Here is a 20,291-nt window from a genome sequence, read left to right on the forward strand (position 1 = left end):
GGAGTGTTCGATTGCACGTTCTCTTGCCTCCGGGTCAGTATTCGACCGGGTAGATGTCCGGCTTCGTCGTCGAAGCCGGGACGTTGTTGGAGTTGAGGACCTGCTTCATGACCTTCTGGAAGGACTCGCCGGGAATCAGGTAGTACAGGTCGCCCTGCGGACGCTGGAGCGTGATGACGACGACGTACTCGGGATCCTCGATGGGTGCGATCCCGGCATACGACAGAGTGTAGCCGTCGTACCCGCCGGTGGCGCTCGGTGCCTCGGCCGTGCCGGTCTTCGCCCCGACGCGGTACTGCTCGAGCTCGCCGGACTTGCCGGAGCCCTCCTCGGTGACGGTCTCGAGCATCTTCCGCATCTGCGCAGCGGTCTCCTCCGACACCACCTTCGTGCCCTCGGCCTCGGGGACCTCGTGCTCCGTGCCGTCGGGGTCGATGTACGCGTCGATCAGCCGCGGCTGGAGCCGCACGCCGTCGTTCGCGATCGTCTGGTACACCATCGCGGTGTGCAGCGCGGTCTGCGTCAGGCCCTGGCCGAAGAGCACCGTGTACTGCTGGCGGTCGTCCCACTGGTCGGGCGGAGTGAGGAGGCCCTGGTTCTCCTCGCCGAGGCCCGTGCCGAGCGGTTCACCGATCCCGAACTTCTTGAGCCAGTCGTAGCGTTCCTGCTTGGACAGCTTCCCGCCGATCTGCACCGTACCGGTGTTCATGGACTTGGCGAGGATCCCTGCCGCCGTCCGCTTCTCCGTGCCGTGCTCCCACGCGTCCTTGAACGTCTGGTCGCCGATGGTGTAGCGGTTCTCCAGGGTGAACTTCGACGTCGGCTCGATCAGTCCCTGCTCGAGGGCGGCAGCCATCGTGATGACCTTCGTCGTCGACCCCGGCTCGAAGGACGCGCTGACCGAGTTCGGGCTGCGCTTGTCCGCGGGTGTCGCCTCCGGATCGTTCGGGTCGAGCGTCGTCGACTCGGCCATCGCCCGGATCGCTCCGGTCTTCGCCTCCACGACGACGATGTTGCCCCACTCGGCGTCGTAGTCCTTCACCTGCGAGGCGATGGTCTGCTGGGCGAACCACTGGAGGTCCTGATCGATCGTCAACCGCACGCTCTGGCCGTCGACCGCGGGCACGTCCTCGTTCGTGGCGTAGGGGATGCGGATCCCGTCCCCGCCGATCTCGAACGTGCGGCTTCCCGCCTCGCCGGTGAGCTGGTCGTCCAGGGACACCTCCAGGCCGGAGCGCGGAGCACCGTCGGCGCCCACGTAGCCGATGATCGACCCGGCCACGGGTCCGGCGGGGTAGGTGCGCACACTGGTCATGTCCGCGTACACGCCCGGGATGCCGACGGCCAGTGCCCTGTCCTTGACCTCCGGCGTGACGGACTTCGCCACATAATTGAAGGACTTGTCCCCCATGATGGACGCCTCGAGCGTCCCCGCGTCGATGCCGAGCACGGCCGAGAGCTCGGCGAATCCCTGGTCCATCGGGATGTCCATCTCGCGCTCGTCGGAACCGGCCGGTGTCCGGTCGAAATCGTCGACGGCACTGAGTCGCTGGTCCACCACGATGTCGTAGCGCTCCACGCTGCGAGCGAAGTACTTTCCGTTCATGTCCACGATAGAGCCGCGGATGGGCTGCACGGCGGTGCTGGTGAGCCGCTTGGACAACCCTGCCTGCGCCATGCCGTTGAGGTCCAGCGCCTGGAGCTGGAACAGGCGTACGCCGAGGACCAGGAGCAGCACGAGGACGAAGGCCAGTCCCACGCGGAGGCGCGTCGACCCGAGGGCCAGTCGGAGGCTGTCGGGGCTGCCGATGCGTGCAGGGGTCACGGGGAATCCTTGTCGAGACAGTACGGGCGGTGCGTCGGGCGGCTGGGGCTGAGGCGCCGCCTGCTACCGGTCGGTGCCGGCCTGCTCGGGACCGGGGATCGTCCCCGATGCCACGCTCCCCGCGTCTCCGTCCGTGGAACCGTCCGCAGCGACGCCGGTGTCGCCTCCGGCCGTCTCCTCGACCGGTTCCGCCGGGGGCGCCTCGACGGCCACCGGGACGGGCTGCTCCGTGACGAGGTTCGGTGCGGCGATCAGGACCTCGGGCTTGCGGCCCTCCACCGCGGGTTCCGGAGTGCCCGTCACCTTCTTCGTCTCGAGCTCGATCGTCCCGAAGGTCGGGGAGGACACCATGCCGAGTTTCGTGGCGGCGGCTGCGAGGTTCTGCGGGGCCTCCTTGCCCTCGATCTCGAGGACGAGCGCCTCGTTCTGCTGGCTGAGGGCCACCTGCTGGTTCCGCAGCTGGACGAGTTCGTACTGCGTCCCGGAGACCGAGATGTTGAGCATCAGGACCGCGGCGAGGGCAGCACCGAGGACGAGCAGGCTGAAGACCGCCAGGGGCATCCGCCGGCGGGCAGGACGCGCTGGGACCACCGACAGGGGGGTGCGGGTCTTCTGCGCCGTGCCGGCCGGTGTGCCGGCCGTCGTGCCGGCCAGGCGCCCCGGGGCGAGGGCGAGCGCGCCGCTCCCGGAGAAGGCCGCAGTGCCGTGTCGCTTCTCGACTGTCAATGCCTGGCTCATCTGTTCTTCCTGTCGACGGGTCCTGCTTTGATTCGTTCAACTGCCCGGAGCTTGGCCGAGGCCGCTCGCGGATTCTCTTCGACCTCCGCTGCCGTGGGCGCCTCGGTGCCACGTGTCAGGGAGCGGAGGTAGGCCTTGTGCTCCTCGAGTTCCACCGGGAAACCGACCGGCGCCGAGGATCGAGTTCCTGCGGTGAACGCGCTCTTGACGATGCGGTCCTCGAGGGAGTGGTAGGACATCGCGACGACACGGCCTCCGGTCACGATCGAGTCGACGGCCGCGGGGACGGCCCGTTCGAGGACGGTCAGTTCCTCGTTGACCTCGATCCGCAGCGCCTGGAAGGTCCGCTTGGCCGGATGTCCACCCGTTCGCGCGGCCGCGGCGGGAACGACACTGCGGATCACCTCCACGAGCTGGGCGGTCGTACGGAGGGGTTCGGCCTGCCGCGCCTGCACGATCGCCGTGGCGATGCGGCCGGCGAACTTCTCCTCGCCCCACGTGCGGATGATGCGCAGCAGGTCTTCCGCGGCGTAGGTGTTCACGACCTCGGCCGCGGTGATCCCCCTGCTCGTGTCCATGCGCATGTCGAGCGGCGCGTCGAAGGAGTAGGCGAACCCGCGGTCGCGCTCGTCGAGCTGGAGCGACGAGACGCCCAGGTCGAAGAGGACGCCGTCCACCCCGTCGATCCCGAGGTCGGCCAGCACCTCGGGCAGTTCGTCGTAGACGGCGTGCACCAGATCGGTACGGTCCGAGAAGGCGGCGAGGCGCTCGCCGGCGAGCTCGAGGGCCTCCGTGTCCCGGTCGATCCCCACGAGGTGTGCCGAGGGGAACCGCTCCAGCATGCTCTCCGCATGGCCGCCCATGCCGAGGGTCGCATCGACGACGACGGCCCGGCGCCCGGCGGCTTCGGCGGAGGCTACGGACGGAGCGAGGAGGGAGACGCAGCGGTCGCGGAGGACGGGGACGTGTCGCTCGTCCGTCGGCCGGTCATCGCGCATCCAGCCTCTCCCTCCTGCAGCTCGTGGTACATCGTGTCGGTGTTTCCCTGCAGGCTGCCGGAAGGAGGGTCCGGCTTCTTGAATCAGACCCCCATCCGGCCGGATCGTCGTCGCCTGGCTCCGGGGAAGTGGAGCCAGGTGTCGAATCGTATCCGGCGGCTGGAGATCTCATCCAAGAGACGTTGCCCACCCGCGTCGTCATTACTGCGTTCTTGTCCTGCTGGTCCTGCCGGTCGGTCAGATGATGCCCGGGAAGGCATCCTCGTCCGTCTCCGAGAAAGCCGTCTCCTTCTCGTCGAGGTAGGACTCCCACGCCTCCGCGGCCCAGATCTCCGCACGGCTCCCCGCACCGATCACGGCCAGGTCCCGGTCGAGTCCCGCGTACGTGCGCAGTGCCGGAGGTATGGTGATCCTGCCCTGCTTGTCCGGCACCTCGTCCGAGGCCCCCGACAGGAAGATGCGGTTGTAGTCCCTCGCCTGGCGTGACGAGATCGGTGCGGCCCGCATCTGCTCGTGAACCCTCTCGAACTCACTCATGCTGAAGACGTAGATACAGCGCTCCTGGCCCCTCGTGAGGACCAGTCCCTCGCTCAGTTCCTCGCGGAACTTCGCAGGGAGGATGAGCCTGCCCTTCTCGTCGAGGCGGGGGGTGTGAGTTCCGAGGAACATCCCTGACCGCCTGTTCTGAGTCCGCCAAGCCCAGCCCGTTGCTGCCTTGCTCTTATGTTCCCCACTTTACTCCACAACCCTCCCCGGTCAATGCATCCCGGTCCCCGGCGCGCCCTCCGACTCCCGTCGCAGCGAGCGCCGACGCGGGGCAGGACATGGAGGCGGCGGTGGTGCATCCCGTGGAGGGAAGTGGAGGCCCGGTGGGCGGGAAGAGGGTGCAGGACGGCGGCGCATGGTGCCCGACTGGGGGGAAGCAGCACTTAAAAGGAAAGAACCCGCCGAAGCGGGTTCTTTCCTTCCATCCGGCCGACGAGGGCTCGGACGATGCCGGTTCCGGCAGGTCCTGCTAGGTCTGGTCCCGTTTGCGCTCGTCCCACTTGTCCTCGAGGCTGGACATGAATCCGCTCTTGCCTCCCGAGGGGGCGTTCGACGGCCTGCCGATGGGTTGTCCTGCCTCCACCTGCTTCGACTTCGTGGTCGCGAAGTACACGCCCGCACCCATGATCAGGAATCCTGCCACCCCGATGAAGATGTTCTGGTAGACGATGCCGGCGAGAAGGACCAGGATCCCCGCGATCGTGATGAGCGAACCGATGACCAGGCGCCGGGTCGACATCGACTTCCGGGTGTCCGAGGCCATCGAGTGCGCGAACTTGGGATCGTCGGCGTGCAACTGCTGTTCAAGCTGATCAAGCAACCTCTGCTCGTGTTCCGAGAGTGCCATGACCGCCTCCTTGATGTGGGTACCAACGTTCCTCCACCCAACCAACGCTCCGGACGCGGGCCAGGTTCCCGGCGGAAGGGTCGGCGACCCCAGGCTCCGGACGGCGGATTTGCGTACTCGACGGCAGTTGGACTACCTACTTAAAGACTAGTTTGCTACGTGGTGGGCGCAAAGTCACAATGCGGTGTTGATCGGCTTCTCCGCACAGTGTTATCGGGCACTCAAGCCGCGGGATCGCGCGGGTTCCGCCGCTCGCCGGCACGTCCGCCCGGGGGCGATCCGGACGGGCCGCCCGCCCCGGCGCCCGCACCTCCTCCATCCGGCGCAGCGGGACGTCCGCCGGGCCCGTTCGCGGGTCGTCCACGGCCCTTCGCGGAGAGGAGCCCCGCCGGCACCACGCCGGCCTCACCGAACTTCCGGTTCACATCGTCCAGGGCCCGTTCGGCGATCCGCCAGTTGTCGTCCTTGCGGTCGATCGTCAGCTGGCTGGACCCGTCCCCTCCTCCCTGGAGGGACTCGGCGCGGAGTCCGATCAGGCGGACGGCCATCGGACGATCGCCCAGGGCGGCGAGCAGCGCCGTCGCGGCCGCGTACAGCGCGTTCGCGCTGTCCACGGGTTCGTCGAGCTTCTTCGACCGGGTGAGTGTGGAGAAGTCGGCGTACCGGAGTTTCAGGGCGACTCCCCCGGCCCGGACCCCGGAAGCCCGGAGCCTCGTCCCCGTTCGGTGCGCAAGCCTCAGGAGTTCGCGCCGCAGGACGTCGGAATCCTCGATGTCGCGGGAGAACGTCTCCTCCGCACCGATGCTCTTCTCGGGCCGCGCGACCACGACCCTCCGCGGGTCACGGCCCCAGGCCAGGTGGTGGACATGCTCGCCCGACGCGCCCAGCAGCCTCTTCAGCGTGGACAGGGGCGTGTGGGCGACGTCCTCGACGGTGCGGATGCCGATCCGGGCCAGGACCTCCTGCGTCTTCGCGCCGACTCCCCACAGGGCCGAGACGGGCAGCGTGTGCAGGTACGCGACGGTCTGGTCCCCGGGAATGAGCAGCAGGCCGTCGGGCTTCGCCCGGGTCGACGCGATCTTCGCGACGAACTTCGTGGTGGCCGCCCCGACGCTCGCCGTGATGCCGAGGCTCGACTGGATCTCCGCCCTCACCTGCTCGCCGATCTCGCGTGGCCCGCCGAGGCGACGGATGGAACCCGCGACATCGAGGAAGGCCTCGTCGACGCTGAGCTGCTCGACCTCGGGGGTGACCGAACGGAAGATGCGCATGATCTCCGCCGACACCTCGGCGTACCGTCCGTGATGGGGTGGCAGGATGACGGCTGTCGGGCACTGCCGCATCGCCACGGACATCGGCATCGCGGAGCGGACCCCGAACCTGCGCGCCTCGTACGAGGCCGACAGGACGACGGAGCGTCCGGACGGCGAGCCGACGATGACGGGCACCCCATGCAGATGCGGATGGTCGAGGAGCTCGACGGAGACGTAGAAGGCATCCATGTCGATATGCAGGATGTGGCACTCGGCGTGCTCCGCCGCCGTCCTCCGCTCGTCCTTTGACACCGACACATCGTACGCAGCACCACCGACAGGTCCTCATCGGAGAGCTTCCGACCGTCCGGTGAGGTTCTTACCGCGCCCGGTCGGCGGGTAGCCGGCCAGCAGGGCCGCTCGGTGCCGCCGGTTAGAGTGGGAGCACCACGACCAGCCGAGCTGCCCGGGAGATCCATGCTGTCCGCACCTGCCACCCCCGACCAGGGCGGCCCTGTTCCCGATGCCATCACCGCCGAGCAGGAGCGGTTCCGCTCCTCCCTCACCCGGACCATCGAGGAGTTCCTGGCCGAACAGCGGGATGTCCTGGCCGCCATCTCCGACGAATCCCTGCCCCTCCTTGCGAGTATCGCGACGCTGACGGGCGGGGGGAAGCGGATGCGTGCGCTGCTGTGCTACTGGGGATGGCGTGCGGCAGGCGGGTCGCCCTCCTCGCCGGCGCCCGTCGTCGCGGGGACCGCGCTCGAGTTCTTCCAGGCGGCGGCACTGATCCATGACGACATCATCGACCGTTCGGACACGCGCAGGGGGCGCCCCAGCGTGCACCGGCAGTTCAGCGGGCGGCATGCCGACGCGGGGTGGCACCTCGATCCGGAACGCTTCGGCGTGTCGGCGGCGATCCTCGCCGGCGATCTCTGCCTCGCGTTCAGCGAGGAACTGTTCACGGCGTCGTGCGCCGACACGGCGGGTACCGGCGCCCGGACGATCTTCAATCGGATGCGGACCGAGGTGATGGCCGGTCAGTACCTGGACCTCCTCGAGGAGGCCGTCGGTCCAGATCAGACGCCGGCCGTCGCCGAGGAACGTGCGCTCAACATCCTGCGGTTCAAGTCCGCGAAGTACTCCATGGAGCGTCCGCTGATGCTCGGTGGAGCGCTGGCCGGGGCCGATGAGGCCCTGCTCACGGCGTTCTCCGCTTTCGCCCTCCCCCTCGGCGAGGCTTTCCAGCTGCGGGACGATGTCCTCGGCGTGTTCGGGGATCCCGTGGTCACGGGCAAGCCGGCGGGTGACGACCTCCGCGAGGGCAAGCGCACCTTCCTGATCGCCCGCGCGATCGGCTCGAGCGGACCCGAGGCAGGCGCGTCGATCAACGCGATGCTGGGCGATACGTCCCTCGACGACATCGCGGTCGATGCGCTGCGGAGCCTCATCATCGGGAGCGGCGCCCTGGCCCACACCGAACACCTCATCGCGCGGAAGTCCGAGGAGGCCTTCGAGGCACTGGCCGGGCTCCCGATCGATCAGGTGGCGAAGCGTGCACTCCGCCTGCTCGCGGAGGCGGCGGTCACGCGGACCGCGTGACCCCTGCGGAGGGATGCCTCCGCGCAGTCCCTGCCTACCAGGCGGCTGCCTGGGCGCGACGGCGGATCTCGGTCTTCCGCCCCTCGCGCAGAGCGTCGATGGGGCGGCCCGGAAGAGTCTCGTCCTCGGTGTAGAGCCAGCGGATGATGTCCTCGTCGCCGTAGCCGGAATCGGCCAGGACGACGACGGTCCCCCTCAGGCTGTCCAGGACGGTGCCGTCGACGAGGAACTCGGCCGGCACGCTGCGGACGTTGCGGTCGCCGATCCGCACGCTGACGAGCGACCTGTCGCTGATGAGCGAGTGCACCCTGGTGATCGGCAGATCGAGGGCCTCGGCCACCTCGGGGAGATTGAGCCAGGACGGGACGAGTTGTTCGAGTTCAGTCACCGTTCAAGGGTGCCATGCTCCAGCAGCCATCTCCACTCGGGCGAGTCGGCGGACAGCGCCCCCGCGGATCGCGTATCCAGGCGATACGTCTTACGACGGGGCCCGACACGCCGACAGTCGTCTGTGCCGCCTATTGTTCGGCTCTTGTGCTAAACCGCATTTCGTGTAAATTCACAGGAGTCACACAAGTAACAGTATCAACAGGTGACTCAATAGCATCACCAGCACGTGCACCGGCCCGGTTCCGAGCACCACTCCGGGCAGGTGCGTCCGCGCGGACTCAGCCGCCAACAGACGAGGAACGAACAATGACTGCCCAGCGATCGAAAGCACCGCTGAACGGCACCCGCAGGAAGGCCGTCGGCGCCAGCCCACGCGGCCTGAACGTCGCCGTGACCACCGCCGCCCTGCCCGCGGTGATTCTCTCTTCCGTAGCCCTCGCCCAACCGGCGACGGCAGCACCCGCCCCGCAGGCTTCCACCGCACGGCACCTCGCAGCGACGGTGACACCCGTTCCTGCCCGTTCCATCGTGCCCGCGGCCCTCGTCGCGAGCCAGGTCCCCGCGCAGAAGATCGCCATCGTGACGCAGACCGTGCCCAGCAGCTACACGATCAAGCCGGGCGACACGATCGGCGCGATCTCCAAGCGGTACGGGCTCTCCACGGACGCCGTCCTCAAGCTCAACCGGATGGACGCGCGCACCGTCATCTATCCCGGGCAGAAGATCAAGCTGACCGGGAGCACCGCCCCGACGGCCAAGCCGGCTCCCGCCGCCCCCGCCCCGCAGTCCGCGACGACCTACGTCGTCAAGCCCGGTGACACCCTCGGGGCCATCGCCGCCCGCAACGGCGTCAGCCTGCAGAGCCTCCTGGCCGCCAACAAGCTCTCGATGACCTCGATCATCTACCCCGGCCAGAAGCTCGGCCTCGGAGGCAAGGCACCCGCGGCGACACCGGCTCCCGCCCCAGCCCCTGCCCCAGCCCCTGCCGGCGGCACCTACACGGTCAAGCCGGGCGACACCCTCGGCGCCATCGCCTCGCGCACCAAGGTGGGCCTGACTGCACTCCTGAAGGCCAACAACCTGTCCATGTCGTCGATCATCCACCCCGGGCAGGTGCTGAAGCTGTCCGGCACCGCCGCGGCGCAGCCGACGCCACCGAAGGCCACCCCTCCCGCTGCTGCACCGTCCCCCGCGCCGGCGTCGGGCGCCTACACCGTCAGGGCGGGCGACACCCTCGGGGCCATCGCCTCCCGCCACGGCGTGGCGTTGAACAATCTCCTTACCGCCAACAGGATGACGACCTCCACGATCATCTACCCCGGGCAGAAGCTCACGATCCCGGCCAAGGGTGCCGCACCCGCTCCTGCTCCCGCGCCCGCTCCCGGGGGACTCGTGCCGTCGACCTTCCTCGGCTACCAGTACCCCGACAGGGTCGTCGCCGACGCGAACGCCAACAAGGCGCTGCTCAACTCCCTGCCGGCGCCGTCACCGGCCGAGATGAAGCAGATCGTCGCGGACACCGCCCGCTCCATGGGCGTGGACCCGAGCCTCGCCCTGGCCTTCGCCTTCCAGGAATCCAGCTTCAACCAGCGCTCGGTCTCCCCTGCCAACGCCATCGGCACCATGCAGGTCATCCCCTCCTCCGGGCAGTGGGCGAGCGAGCTCGTGGGCCGCAAGCTCAACCTCATGGATCCGTACGACAACGCGACGGCAGGTATCGCGATCATCCGGTCCCTCGTGCGCACCAGCCCGTCACTGGACATCGCCATCGCGTCCTACTACCAGGGCCAGTACTCCGTGCAGACCAGGGGTATGTTCGAGGACACGAAGCACTACGTCGCCGCCATCAAGGCACACCAGAAGAACTTCCGGTAGGCCTTCCGGCAGGCCGGCGGGAGGGGGCGGGATCGCGTGGTGGTCCCGCCCCCTCCCGCTGCACCCGTCTAGGATCGGAGGGTGCACCAGCATCGGAAGGACCCGCTCGAGGGCACGACTGTCGACGGACGCTACATCGTCCATTCGCGGCTGGCCCGTGGCGGCATGTCCACCGTCTATCTGGCCACCGACCGCCGGCTCGACCGCCGCGTGGCGCTCAAGGTGCTGTACCCGCACCTCGCCGAGGAACCCGGCTTCATCGACCGGTTCGAGCAGGAAGCGAAATCGGCCGCCCGCCTGTCGCACCCCCACGTGGTGGGCGTCCTCGACCAGGGCGTCGACGACGCGGGCGGGCAACCCGTCGCATACCTCGTCATGGAGTTCGTTCCCGGAAGGACCCTGCGGGACGTCCTGCGGGACCGCGGGCGACTGCCCCCGCGGGAGGCGCTGCAGCTGCTGGACGCCGTCGTCGAAGGACTGGCGGCGGCTCATGAGGCCGGCCTGATCCATCGCGACGTGAAGCCGGAGAACGTACTCCTCTCCGACGCGGGACAGGTGAAGATCGCCGATTTCGGCCTCGCCCGTGCGGTCTCGGCCACCACCGGCACCGCGACCCTCGTCGGCACGGCCGCGTACCTGTCCCCCGAGCTTGTCCTCGGCAGACCTGCGGAAGCGCAGAGCGACATCTACTCGACGGGCATCATGCTCTTCGAACTCCTGACGGGCCGGCAGCCCTTCACGGGCGAGACGCCCATCCAGGTGGCGATCCAGCACGCCCAGTCCGACGTGCCCGCACCGTCACTCCTCCTTCCCGGACTGGCCGCGGACATCGACGAGCTCGTCCAGTGGTGCACGTCGCGCGACCCGGAGGACCGGCCCGTGGACGGTTCCGCCCTCCTCGGCGAACTCCGGCACATCCGGGCGACCCTCAGCGACGGGGAACTGGACTTCGCGTCCCCGGACGCGCCCGCACCGGATCCGGGACAGGACCAGCTGACGGCTGCCGTCATCCCCCGGCTCCCGTCCGGAGACGCACGGACCGAGGCCCTGTCGTGGTCCGCGCTTGCGGGCGCGGACGAGCGGGACGACACCGCCGGGTGGACCGGAGTACTGCCCGCCCGGGGACGCGAGGACAACCGCACGAGCGTCATCGAGCCGGACCGCAACGCCACCCGCGTGCTCGGGGCGATGCCGGGACGCTCGCCGTCGTCCCCGCCGGCTCCCGGTACGGCGTCCGCGGCAGGGGCGCCCGGCGGTGCACCGCTGGTCCGGCCGGCGACGGACATGACACAGGTGATACGACCGGGAGTCGACGCCGAGGCCACCCTGCCGGGCCACGGCCTCTCCGGCCCGGCCGGGTCGGAGCACGATGCCCACGCCGCCGTGCGCGGTACCGGGGGCCCCGACGGCCGGCCTGCCGGGAGCACGGCTCGTGCCCTCACCCGACGGCAGCAGGCGCGGCAGGCGCAACGGCCGCAGAAAGCCCTGCTCGGGCGAACCGCGCGACGCTCCGTGCGGGTGTTCGTGGTGCTGCTGATCCTGCTCGCCGGACTCGTCGCCGGGGCCGGCTGGTTGTTCGGCTCGGGACCGGCGGGCCTGGTCTCGCTTCCCGATGTCGCCGACGTCCCGCTCGCGGAGGCACGCGCCGCGCTGAAGGAGGAGGGCTTCGCCTCCCTGACCACCGACGAGGTCTTCTCCGAGTCCGTGCTGGCGGGCCTGGTCATCGCCACCGACCCCACGGCGTCGTCCCCGGTGCGGCGCTTCGAGAGGGTGGAACTCATCGTGTCGAAAGGCCCCGAACTGTTCCGCGTGCCCGACCTCGTCGGCAGGACCGGTGTCGACGCCGCCGCCGGGATCGGGGCGGCAGGCCTGGCGGTCGGAGCACTCGACGAGGAGTACGACGACACGGTGCCGGCAGGACTGGTGCTCCGCCAGAGCCCGGAGGAGGGAGCCGAGCGCCGCCGGAACGCTCCGGTCGACCTGGTCGTCTCCCTGGGTCCCGCGCCCATCGCGGTCCCGGACGTCACGGGCCTCACCGAGCAGGAGGCGATCGCCGCGCTGGAGCAGGCCGGACTCGAGGCGACCGTGAGCGACACGCCGGAGTACAGCCGCACCGTGCCCGCCGGGGCGGTGCTGGCACAGAGCCCGGCCGGCACAGAGGTGCAGCGGGGTACGGCCGTCGCCCTGACGCTGTCCCGGGGCCCGCGCATGGTGCGGGTCCCCAGTGTCTTCTCGCTGACGGAGGAACGCGCCGTCGCAGCCTTGGAGGACGCCGGGTTCACCGTGCAGGTGGACTACACCTTCGGCGCCGCAGTCCTCGGCCTCGTCGCCGGGCAGAGCCCGACGGGCGAGCAGCCCGAGGGGACCACGATCCGCATCACCGTCACGTAGGGCGGGACCCTTCGGCTCGTCGTCGGAACACGAAGGAGGCGGCCACCGGACGTGGCCGCCTCCTGGTTCCCCGTCGACGCGCGGTCAGCTCTTGGAGAGCGCCCCCGCGACGAGGAACGCCATCTCGAGCGACTGCATGTGGTTGAGGCGCGGGTCGCAGACCGACTCGTAGCGCTCGATGAACGCATCCTGATCGATCGGGTCCGCCCCGCCGAGGCACTCGGCGACGTCGTCGCCCGTCATCTCCACGTGGAGGCCGCCGGGGAAGGTCCCCAGGGCGTTGTGGACCTCGAAGAAGCCACGCACCTCGTCGATGACGTCGTCGAAGTTGCGCGTCTTGTACCCGTTGGGCGACGTGACGGTGTTGCCGTGCATCGGGTCCGTGACCCAGAGGACCTGCGCTCCCGAGGCCGTCACGCGCTCCACGAGCGCGGGGAGCTTCTCGCGGATGTTCTGCGCACCCATGCGGGTGATGAAGGTGAGCCTGCCCGGTTCGCGGTTCGGGTCGAGCTTGTCGATGAGCGCGAGGGCGTCGTCGCCCGATGTCGAGGGCCCGAGCTTGACGCCGATCGGGTTCCGCACGCGGGACAGGAAGTCCACGTGGGCGCCGTCGATCTCCCGTGTCCGCTCCCCGATCCACAGGAAGTGCGCCGACGTGTCGTACGGCAGCGACGTCCGCGAGTCGATCCGCGTCAGGGCCCGCTCGTAGTCGAGCAGCAGTGCTTCGTGGCTGGCGAAGAACTCGACCCGCTTCAGTGCCTCGAAGTCCGCACCGCACGCGTCCATGAAACGCACGGCCCGGTCGATCTCCCGTGCGAGCGACTCGTAGCGGGAGTGGGCAGGGTTCGCGGTGAAGCCCTTGTTCCAGTGGTGGACCAGACGCAGATCGGCGAAGCCGCCCTGCGTGAACGCACGGATGAGGTTCAGTGTGGAGGCCGAGGTGTGGTAGGCCTTCACCATCCGCGAGGCGTCGTGCCCGCGGGTCTCGGGCGTGAAGTCGTACCCGTTGACCATGTCACCCCGGTAGGCGGGAAGGGTGACGCCGTCGCGCGTCTCGTCGTTGGACGAGCGGGGCTTGGCGAACTGGCCTGCCATCCGGCCCATCTTGATGACCGGCAGGGACGCGCCGTAGGTGAGGACGACGGCCATCTGGAGGATCGTGCGGACGCGGGCGCTGATCTTGTCCGCCGTCGCGCCGTCGAAGGTCTCCGCACAGTCTCCGCCCTGCAGGAGGAATGCCTTCCCCTGCGCAGCGGCCGCCAGCCGCTCACGCAGCACGTCCACCTCTCCGGCGAAGACGAGCGGCGGAAGGCTCGAGAGTTCCTTGACCGACGCCGAATAGACTCCGGGGTCCTGCCACGAGGGCTGCTGGGCCGCGGTCAACGAACGCCAGGCATCGAGGCCGGCGGTGGTGGACAGGGCAGGTGCCGCGGTGCGGGGAAGGACGGGAGCTAGTGAATCAGTCACAGGGAAATTCTACGGGCTGGACGTCCAGCACCCGATTCGGCCTGTCACGGCGGCTTCGCGGGATGTCACACAGTCCGGCGGGACGGGACGGAGTCGCCCTAGCCGGCCTCGGGGCCGGCGTCCTTTCCGTCGTCGGCCCGGGCGGCCGCGTCGGCGGATGGTGCGCGGCCGACCTCGGTGACGGTTCCCGGCGCCGGTCCGCTCGCGTCCTGGGAGATCCGCACGGCGGCACGACGGCTGTCCGCTCCCGGCTTGGGCGTCTTGCGGCCGGCCGCCTTCTCCGCTGCCAGGCGCTCCTTGACCGTGCTCGCGTAGGCGTCGACGTACTCCTGCCCGGACAGCCGCATCAGCTCGTACATGATCTCGTCGGTGACCGAGCGCTGGACGAAGCGGTCGTCCTCGAGTCCCTCGTAGCGCGTGAAGTCGAGCGGCTCGCCGATGATGATGCCCACGCGCCGGATGTTGGGGATGCGGCGGCCGATGGGCTGCACCTTGTCCGTCCCGATCATCGCTACCGGGATCACCGGTACGCCGGTCGCCAGCACCAGCTTCGCGACTCCCGTCTTCCCCCGGTACAGGCGCCCATCGGGGCTGCGGGTGCCCTCGGGGTAGATCCCGAGGATGCCGCCGTCGTTCAGGATGTCCATGCCGGCCGTCAGGGAGGACGACGACGCCGCACCGCCCGAACGGTCCATCGGCAGCTGGTTCGACAGCCGGAAGAAGAGGGCGGTCAGCCTGCCCTTCAGGCCCTTCCCCGTGAAGTACTCCGACTTGGCGAGGAACACGACCGGGCGCGGGACGACGATCGGCAGGAAGATCGAGTCGGAGAAGGACAGGTGGTTGCTGACGATCACCGCCGGGCCCGACGAGGGGATGTTGTCGAGGCCCTTGACCCAGGGGCGGAAGAGGAGGTTGAGGATCGGACCGACGATGATCCGCTTCATCACCCAATAGAACACGCTGCTCGTCCTCCCTGCATGGACGGTCCGGCACTGTGCGTGCCGCCCGCTTTTCTCCTGTGGAAGCCTACTCTAAGGGCGTGCGGCCCCTGGACGCCGTGCGGGCCTCCCCGCTGCGTCCTGTCCTGTCCGGCCCGGAGGGGTTCGCCGCCGTCCTGCCGTGCGGTGCACCCGGTGCCCGCAAGGACTCCGGAACGCCGGCAGGCGGTTGACGTAGCGCCGCGCGATGTCCACGATTGAACCAGCACGCCCTCTGAATCCCAGAACGCCGGGCGGATCACATCCGACGCCGGGCCGCAGCACGCGACAGCAGGTACCGAGATATGGGCCCCCGAGGTCAGGAACCGAACGAATCCACCGATGACGCCGTCTGGCAGGACCTCGTGGCGCGGCTCGAAGGGACAGCCACGGACGCCGGCCCCGGCGGGGAGCACCGCTCCGGCGCGTCGCCCGCCGGAACGACGGATGCGGAGCGGAACGGGCCCGGGGCGGACGGCCTGACCGACCTGGGCGAGTCCGGGACCGCTCCGACGGCGAGGGAGCGTGCCGACGCGATCTTCCGCAACCAGCCGCTCCGCTCCGAGGGTCCGCGCGACTACGACGCGCCGGCGGACTCGGAGGACGACGAGGGCTTCACCCCGGAGGAGCCGCCGCCGCTCGGCACGGGCGATCCACTGACCGTCCTGGCCTGGATCGGGGCGGCGGGCGGGCCCGTCATGCTCCTCCTGTTCGCCATGTTCTGGCGGGACGCACCGCTCGCCGCCACGCTCGGCGTCCTGGCCCTGTTCCTCGCCGGGGCGGGATACCTCATCAGCAGGCTGCCCACCCACCGGGATCTGGGGGACGACGGCGCCGAGGTGTAGCGCCGTCGCGGTTCAGGTGCCGCTGCGCGAGAGCAGCCGTGAGAGGTCCGCGGCGCCGATGAGGCCGGCCTCCGGACCGAGCGCCGCCCGCTCGATCCGGGCCGCGGGCCGGAAGCCGCGACCGGTCAGATTGCGTCCGAAGGCGCGCCTCGCCGGGTCCAGCAGGAGTTCACCCGCCGCGCTCAGACCACCGCCGATCACGAAGGTCCCCGGATCCAGGGCTGCCGCGAGGTTCGCCAGCCCCAGGCCCAGCCACTGCCCGACGTCGTCGACCAGTTCACGCGACGCCGGGTCACCCTCCATCGCGAGGCGGGTCACGAGCGCGCCCGTGATCGCCGCATCGTCACCGGTAGCGGCGGCGATGATTGCCTGCGCCACGGGGGAGTTCGCGGCCGCGAGTTCCCGGGCCTCGCGGCCCAGCGCGTTGCCGGACGCGTACTGCTCCCAGCACCCACGGTTGCCGCACTCGCAGCGGTGACCCTGCGGCACGATGATCTGGTGCCCGAACTCACCGGCGACGCCGTACCGGCCGCGCTCGACGCGGCCGCCCAGGATCATCGCCCCTCCGATACCGGTGCCCAGGGTGACGCAGACCAGACGCGACTCACCCCGGCCCGCACCGAAACGCCACTCGGCCCAGGCTGCGGCGTCGGCGTCGTTGACGACCGTCACCCGGCGCCGGAGCAGCTTCTCGAGGTTCCGGCGCAGCGGCTCGTTGCGCCAGGCGAGGTGGGGACTGAACAGGACGGTGCTGTTGGAGAGGTCCATCCAGCCGGCGGCACCGATGCCGATCGAGCGGATCCGGTACTCGTGTGACAGTTCACGGACGAGGTCGGTGATGACCGACTCCACCGCGCGCGGGTCCTGGCCCGGCGTCGCGCGACGCGCCTCGGCGAGGATCCGCCCGTGGACGTCCACCACGCCCGCGGCCACCTTCGTGCCGCCGATGTCGACGCCGACCGCGAGTCCGCGACGCGCCGGATTGGGGAAGGTGCTCCGGGCGGCCCTCGCGGTCAGCGGACCGTTGCCACGCCAGCCGGGACCGGACTCGGTGCGCGGGCGCCGGCCGCGGGGGCCGGACGTCTCGGGCAGAATCGGCATGCGGTCCCTCCGGAGTCGTGGGGGCGCGCGGACACGCCACCGTTATCGATTCGTACATTACTGGACCGTAATCTGGGGAGGTGAACCTATAGGCTGAAGCGACCCCGCGGTCAAGGTGATATCGAAGGAGCTATCGTGCGTGACATCAGCGTTCCCGTCCTCGTGGACGTCCCCCGCCAGAGCAACACGGCGGACCTCGTGATCCGGCAGGCGGCCAAGCCGTCGAACCCGGCGCTGTTCGCCGTCAAGGGGGCCTCGGGCGAGTGGACGGACATCCGGGCCACGGAGTTCCGCCGCCAGGTGGAGGACGTCGCGAAGGGCCTCATCGCCTCGGGCGTGCAGCCCGGTGACCGTGTGGCCATCATGGCCCGCACCCGGTACGAGTGGTCGCTGGCGGACTTCGCCATCTGGTTCGCCGGCGCCGTCTCCGTCCCGGTCTACGAGACCTCCTCCCCCGCGCAGGTCGCCTGGATCCTCAGCGACTCCGGCGCGGTCGGGGCCTTCGTGGAGTCCGCCCGCCACGAGAACGTGGTGCGCGAGGCGGTGGCGCTCGAGGGGATCGCGTCCCTGCAGCACGTCTGGCAGTTCGACGGGGACGGACTGGACACCCTGCGCACCGCCGGTGTCGGCACGGACGAGCAGACGCTGTCCGACCGCCGTGCCTATGCAGGGCTCCACGACGTCGCGACCATCATCTACACCTCCGGCACCACGGGGAAGCCGAAGGGCTGCGAACTGACGCACGGCAACTTCGTTGAACTCTCGGAGAACGCCGCGGCAGCACTGCCCGAAGTGGCGCGCGAGGGCGGCCAGACCATCATGTTCCTGCCCCTGGCGCACGTCTTCGCGCGCTTCATCTCGGTACTCTGCGTCGCGGCGGGAGCCACCGTGGCCCACACCCCCGACGTCAAGAACCTGCTCCCGGACCTCCAGAGCTACAAGCCGACCTTCATCCTGGCCGTGCCGCGCGTTTTCGAGAAGGTCTACAACAACTCGATGCTGAAGGCCGAGGACGGCGGCAAGGGCAGGATCTTCCACGCCGGCGCGGACGTCGCCATCGCCTGGTCGAAGGCCGAGCAGGCGGGCAGGATCCCGCTGGGCCTGAAGGTCAAGCACGCCGTCTTCGACCGGCTGCTCTACGGCAAGATCCGCACCGCGATGGGTGGCCGCGTGCAGCACGCGGTCTCCGGCGGTGCTCCGCTCGGTGACCGGCTCGGCCACTTCTTCCACGGCATCGGGCTGATGGTGCTCGAGGGCTACGGCCTGACGGAGACCACGGCGCCCATCACCGTGAACACCCCCAGGCGCATCAAGATCGGCACCGTCGGGGCACCCCTTCCGGGCAACGCCGTGCGGATCGCGGACGACGGCGAGATCCTCACCCAGGGTGTCTGCGTCATGAAGGGCTACTTCAACCGCCCGGAGCTCACCGACGAGGCCTTCGTCGACGGCTGGTTCCGTACCGGCGACATCGGCGAACTGGACGACGACGGTTTCCTGCGCATCACGGGCCGCAAGAAGGAGATCATCGTGACGGCCAGCGGCAAGAACGTCATCCCCGCGATGCTGGAGGACGCCATCCGCGCGAACGCCCTGGTCTCGCAGTGCGTCGTGATCGGCGACCAGCGTCCCTTCATCTCGGCGCTCATCACCCTCGACGAGGAAGCGCTGCCGGGCTGGCTCGAGCGGCACCAGCTCCCCGCCGGCACCACCATGGCGGAGGCCTCGGAACATCCGGCGGTGCTCGCCGAGATCCAGGAGCTCGTGGACACGGCCAACACGACGGTGTCGCGGGCCGAAGCGATCAAGGTGTTCCGGATCGTGCCGACAGACTTCACGGAGACGACCGGGCACCTGACCCCGTCCCTCAAGATCAAGCGCGCCCAGGTCCTCAAGGACTACTCGGACGTCGTCGAGTCGATCTACTCGACCGCCAAGGTCTAGGCGATGGTCCCTCCGCAGACCCTGCGGAGGGACGGTCGCCTCAGTCGAGCGCGAGGTTCAGGAGCGCGTTCTCGACCACCTCGGTGAGCGCGGGATGGATCCAGTACTGTCCGCGCGCCATCGAGCGGGCATCGAGGCCGAAGGACATCGCCTGGATCAGGGGCTGGATGATCATGGACGCCTCGTGGCCGAGGATGTGCGCACCCAGGATCCGTCCTGTCGACCGCTCGGCGATGATCTTCGCGAACCCTTGGGTGTCCTCCATGGCCCACCCGTACGCCGTCGACCCGTAGTGCTGCACGGCGGTCACGATCGTGGTGCCCGACGCCTCGGCATGGAGGAGCGCCTCCTCCTCGGTCATGCCGACCGAGGCCGCCTGCGGGTGGGAGAACACCGCGGCCGGCACGAACCGGTGGTCGCTCGCCCGCAGGGCCTCCGGGTGCAGCAGGTTGTGCGCGACGATCTTCGCCTCGTGGTTCGCCACGTGCTTGAGCTGGTGGGCGCTGCTCACGTCACCCAGGGACCACAACCCCTCGACCGGCCGCCCGTCGCGCAGCACCCGCTGGTACTCATCGACCGCGAGGCGCCCGTCGTCGTGCAGGTCCAGGCCGGCGTCCGACGCGCCGAGCCTGTCCGTGTTGGGAGTGCGACCCACGGCCATGAGGACGGCATCGACCTCGAGGTCCACCGCACCGGCGGACCCGCTGAGGCGCACGGTCACGCTGCCGTCGTCGTTGGCGGTGATCCCGGTGACATCGGTGTCGAGCCGGAGGTCCCACTGCCGCGCCGCGTGCTCGGTGAAGGCCTCGGAGACGGTCTCGTCGAGCTGCCGCAGCATACCCCCGGAACGGACCGCGATGGTCACATCGGTCCCGAAGGAGCCGAAGACGTGGGCGAACTCCGCTGCGATGTACCCGCCGCCCACGATCAGCAGGCGCCGTGGCCGGTCCTGGAGGCGCATCACGGTATCCGACGTGTGCACCTGCGGCAGGGAGATGCCCGGGATCTCGGGCAGGACGGCGCGGGAGCCCGCGGCGATGACCACCTGGTCGGCGGTGACCAGATCACCCGACGCCGTCTCGAACGACGTCTCCCCGGTCAGCCGCACGTACTCCTCGATGAGCGTCACGTTCTCGAGTTCGTCGGCGCGGTAGGCCCTCCCGCCCGAGGAGATGGCGTCGATCCGGGTGAAGATCCTGTCCCGGATGTCGCTCCAGCGCACGCGGTCGAGGGTGAGGTCCACGCCGAGGCGCGAGGACTCCCCGGCCGCCGCGGCCAGCTGGGCCGGATAGACGTACATCTTCGTGGGGATGCATCCCACGTTGAGGCACGTGCCGCCGAAGGTACCGCCGTCGACGAGGACGACCTTCCGGTCAGCCCATTCCGGCGAGATGAGCGTGTTGCCGGAGCCGGAGCCGATGACGGCGAGGTCGTAGTGGGTCACACGACGCAGTCTAGCCGCGCCCGGGCCGACAGCAGGCCGGAGCTGCAC

General features: G+C 69.6%; 17 protein-coding genes. 6 read left to right on the forward strand and 11 right to left on the reverse strand.

Annotated elements, in window-relative coordinates:
* Positions 1 to 34: 34 nt before the first annotated feature.
* The 6 genes from ACX80L_RS11755 to dinB form a co-directional block, all read right to left on the reverse strand.
* A complete protein-coding gene (locus ACX80L_RS11755) occupies positions 35 to 1,825 on the reverse strand; it encodes a peptidoglycan D,D-transpeptidase FtsI family protein (RefSeq protein ID WP_459267667.1) in 1,791 nt (596 codons plus the stop codon).
* Positions 1,826 to 1,888: 63 nt separating this feature from the next.
* Positions 1,889 to 2,563: a hypothetical protein gene (locus tag ACX80L_RS11760; protein ID WP_459289841.1), complete on the reverse strand. Its 675-nt coding sequence runs from the start codon at positions 2,561 to 2,563 to the stop codon at positions 1,889 to 1,891.
* On the reverse strand, positions 2,560 to 3,561 hold the full coding sequence (gene rsmH / locus ACX80L_RS11765; protein WP_459289843.1) for a 16S rRNA (cytosine(1402)-N(4))-methyltransferase RsmH: 1,002 nt from the start codon (positions 3,559 to 3,561) through the stop codon (positions 2,560 to 2,562). The genes ACX80L_RS11760 and rsmH overlap by 4 nt, the downstream gene beginning before the upstream one ends.
* A gap of 237 nt (positions 3,562 to 3,798) precedes the next feature.
* Entirely contained in the window at positions 3,799 to 4,230 is a 432-nt protein-coding gene (gene mraZ / locus ACX80L_RS11770; protein WP_133081654.1) for a division/cell wall cluster transcriptional repressor MraZ, read from the reverse strand.
* A 346-nt stretch (positions 4,231 to 4,576) separates the two neighbouring features.
* Positions 4,577 to 4,954 (reverse strand): DUF3040 domain-containing protein, encoded by a 378-nt coding sequence (locus tag ACX80L_RS11775; RefSeq protein ID WP_133081653.1) that lies wholly within the window; start codon positions 4,952 to 4,954, stop codon positions 4,577 to 4,579.
* A 221-nt stretch (positions 4,955 to 5,175) separates the two neighbouring features.
* Positions 5,176 to 6,519: a DNA polymerase IV gene (gene dinB, locus ACX80L_RS11780; protein ID WP_459289846.1), complete on the reverse strand. Its 1,344-nt coding sequence runs from the start codon at positions 6,517 to 6,519 to the stop codon at positions 5,176 to 5,178.
* 165 nt (positions 6,520 to 6,684) lie between these two features.
* On the opposite strand from dinB, the gene ACX80L_RS11785 reads away from it, so the two are divergent.
* Positions 6,685 to 7,809, forward strand: a complete 1,125-nt coding sequence (locus ACX80L_RS11785; RefSeq protein WP_459289848.1) for a polyprenyl synthetase family protein — start codon at positions 6,685 to 6,687, stop codon at positions 7,807 to 7,809.
* Positions 7,810 to 7,843: 34 nt separating this feature from the next.
* Here the strand turns inward: ACX80L_RS11785 and ACX80L_RS11790 are convergent, their stop codons facing one another.
* The gene (locus tag ACX80L_RS11790; protein ID WP_133081651.1) at positions 7,844 to 8,197 is read right to left on the reverse strand and encodes an Rv2175c family DNA-binding protein; all 354 of its coding nucleotides are present in this window, start codon (positions 8,195 to 8,197) and stop codon (positions 7,844 to 7,846) included.
* 308 nt (positions 8,198 to 8,505) lie between these two features.
* Between ACX80L_RS11790 and ACX80L_RS11795 the strand changes: the two genes are divergently transcribed.
* Both ACX80L_RS11795 and ACX80L_RS11800 read left to right on the forward strand, forming a co-directional pair.
* The gene (locus tag ACX80L_RS11795) at positions 8,506 to 10,074 is read left to right on the forward strand and encodes a LysM peptidoglycan-binding domain-containing protein (protein WP_459289850.1); all 1,569 of its coding nucleotides are present in this window, start codon (positions 8,506 to 8,508) and stop codon (positions 10,072 to 10,074) included.
* An 81-nt stretch (positions 10,075 to 10,155) separates the two neighbouring features.
* Positions 10,156 to 12,465 (forward strand): protein kinase domain-containing protein, encoded by a 2,310-nt coding sequence (locus ACX80L_RS11800; RefSeq protein ID WP_459289852.1) that lies wholly within the window; start codon positions 10,156 to 10,158, stop codon positions 12,463 to 12,465.
* An 84-nt stretch (positions 12,466 to 12,549) separates the two neighbouring features.
* Here the strand turns inward: ACX80L_RS11800 and ACX80L_RS11805 are convergent, their stop codons facing one another.
* Positions 12,550 to 13,932, reverse strand: coding sequence for a class II 3-deoxy-7-phosphoheptulonate synthase (locus ACX80L_RS11805; RefSeq protein WP_133081648.1), 1,383 nt, complete (start codon positions 13,930 to 13,932; stop codon positions 12,550 to 12,552).
* Positions 13,933 to 14,030: 98 nt separating this feature from the next.
* Positions 14,031 to 14,891 carry a lysophospholipid acyltransferase family protein gene (locus ACX80L_RS11810; RefSeq protein WP_208739797.1) on the reverse strand — a complete coding sequence of 287 codons (861 nt, stop codon included), beginning with the start codon at positions 14,889 to 14,891 and terminating at the stop codon, positions 14,031 to 14,033.
* Between the two features lie 80 nt (positions 14,892 to 14,971).
* Here ACX80L_RS11810 and ACX80L_RS11815 point away from each other — a divergent pair, with 80 nt between their 5' ends.
* Together ACX80L_RS11815 and ACX80L_RS11820 are read left to right on the forward strand one after the other, a co-directional pair.
* Positions 14,972 to 15,103, forward strand: a complete 132-nt coding sequence (locus ACX80L_RS11815) for a hypothetical protein (RefSeq protein WP_459289854.1) — start codon at positions 14,972 to 14,974, stop codon at positions 15,101 to 15,103.
* A gap of 111 nt (positions 15,104 to 15,214) precedes the next feature.
* Complete coding sequence (locus ACX80L_RS11820; protein WP_133081646.1) at positions 15,215 to 15,754, forward strand: hypothetical protein; 540 nt, start codon at positions 15,215 to 15,217, stop codon at positions 15,752 to 15,754.
* Between the two features lie 12 nt (positions 15,755 to 15,766).
* On the opposite strand, the gene ACX80L_RS11825 is transcribed toward ACX80L_RS11820, so the two are convergent.
* Positions 15,767 to 16,855: an ROK family glucokinase gene (locus ACX80L_RS11825; RefSeq protein ID WP_133081645.1), complete on the reverse strand. Its 1,089-nt coding sequence runs from the start codon at positions 16,853 to 16,855 to the stop codon at positions 15,767 to 15,769.
* 135 nt (positions 16,856 to 16,990) lie between these two features.
* Here ACX80L_RS11825 and ACX80L_RS11830 point away from each other — a divergent pair, with 135 nt between their 5' ends.
* The gene (locus tag ACX80L_RS11830) at positions 16,991 to 18,799 is read left to right on the forward strand and encodes an AMP-dependent synthetase/ligase (RefSeq protein WP_459289856.1); all 1,809 of its coding nucleotides are present in this window, start codon (positions 16,991 to 16,993) and stop codon (positions 18,797 to 18,799) included.
* Positions 18,800 to 18,839: 40 nt separating this feature from the next.
* Here the strand turns inward: ACX80L_RS11830 and ACX80L_RS11835 are convergent, their stop codons facing one another.
* Positions 18,840 to 20,243 (reverse strand): mycothione reductase, encoded by a 1,404-nt coding sequence (locus tag ACX80L_RS11835; RefSeq protein ID WP_459289858.1) that lies wholly within the window; start codon positions 20,241 to 20,243, stop codon positions 18,840 to 18,842.
* Between the last annotated feature and the right edge of the window lie 48 nt (positions 20,244 to 20,291).

The sequence above is a fragment of the Arthrobacter sp. MDT1-48-3 genome (assembly GCF_054511015.1).

Excerpts from the sequence above, each read along its gene's own strand:
- ACX80L_RS11775 (WP_133081653.1), bottom strand. The coding sequence starts at position 4,954 with ATGGCACTCTCGGAACACGAGCAGAGGTTGCTTGATCAGCTTGAACAG.
- ACX80L_RS11760 (WP_459289841.1), bottom strand. The coding sequence starts at position 2,563 with ATGAGCCAGGCATTGACAGTCGAGAAGCGACACGGCACTGCGGCCTTC.
- rsmH (WP_459289843.1), bottom strand. The coding sequence starts at position 3,561 with ATGCGCGATGACCGGCCGACGGACGAGCGACACGTCCCCGTCCTCCGC.
- mraZ (WP_133081654.1), bottom strand. The coding sequence starts at position 4,230 with ATGTTCCTCGGAACTCACACCCCCCGCCTCGACGAGAAGGGCAGGCTC.
- ACX80L_RS11825 (WP_133081645.1), bottom strand. The coding sequence starts at position 16,855 with ATGCCGATTCTGCCCGAGACGTCCGGCCCCCGCGGCCGGCGCCCGCGC.
- ACX80L_RS11785 (WP_459289848.1), top strand. The coding sequence starts at position 6,685 with ATGCTGTCCGCACCTGCCACCCCCGACCAGGGCGGCCCTGTTCCCGAT.
- ACX80L_RS11820 (WP_133081646.1), top strand. The coding sequence starts at position 15,215 with ATGGGCCCCCGAGGTCAGGAACCGAACGAATCCACCGATGACGCCGTC.
- ACX80L_RS11795 (WP_459289850.1), top strand. The coding sequence starts at position 8,506 with ATGACTGCCCAGCGATCGAAAGCACCGCTGAACGGCACCCGCAGGAAG.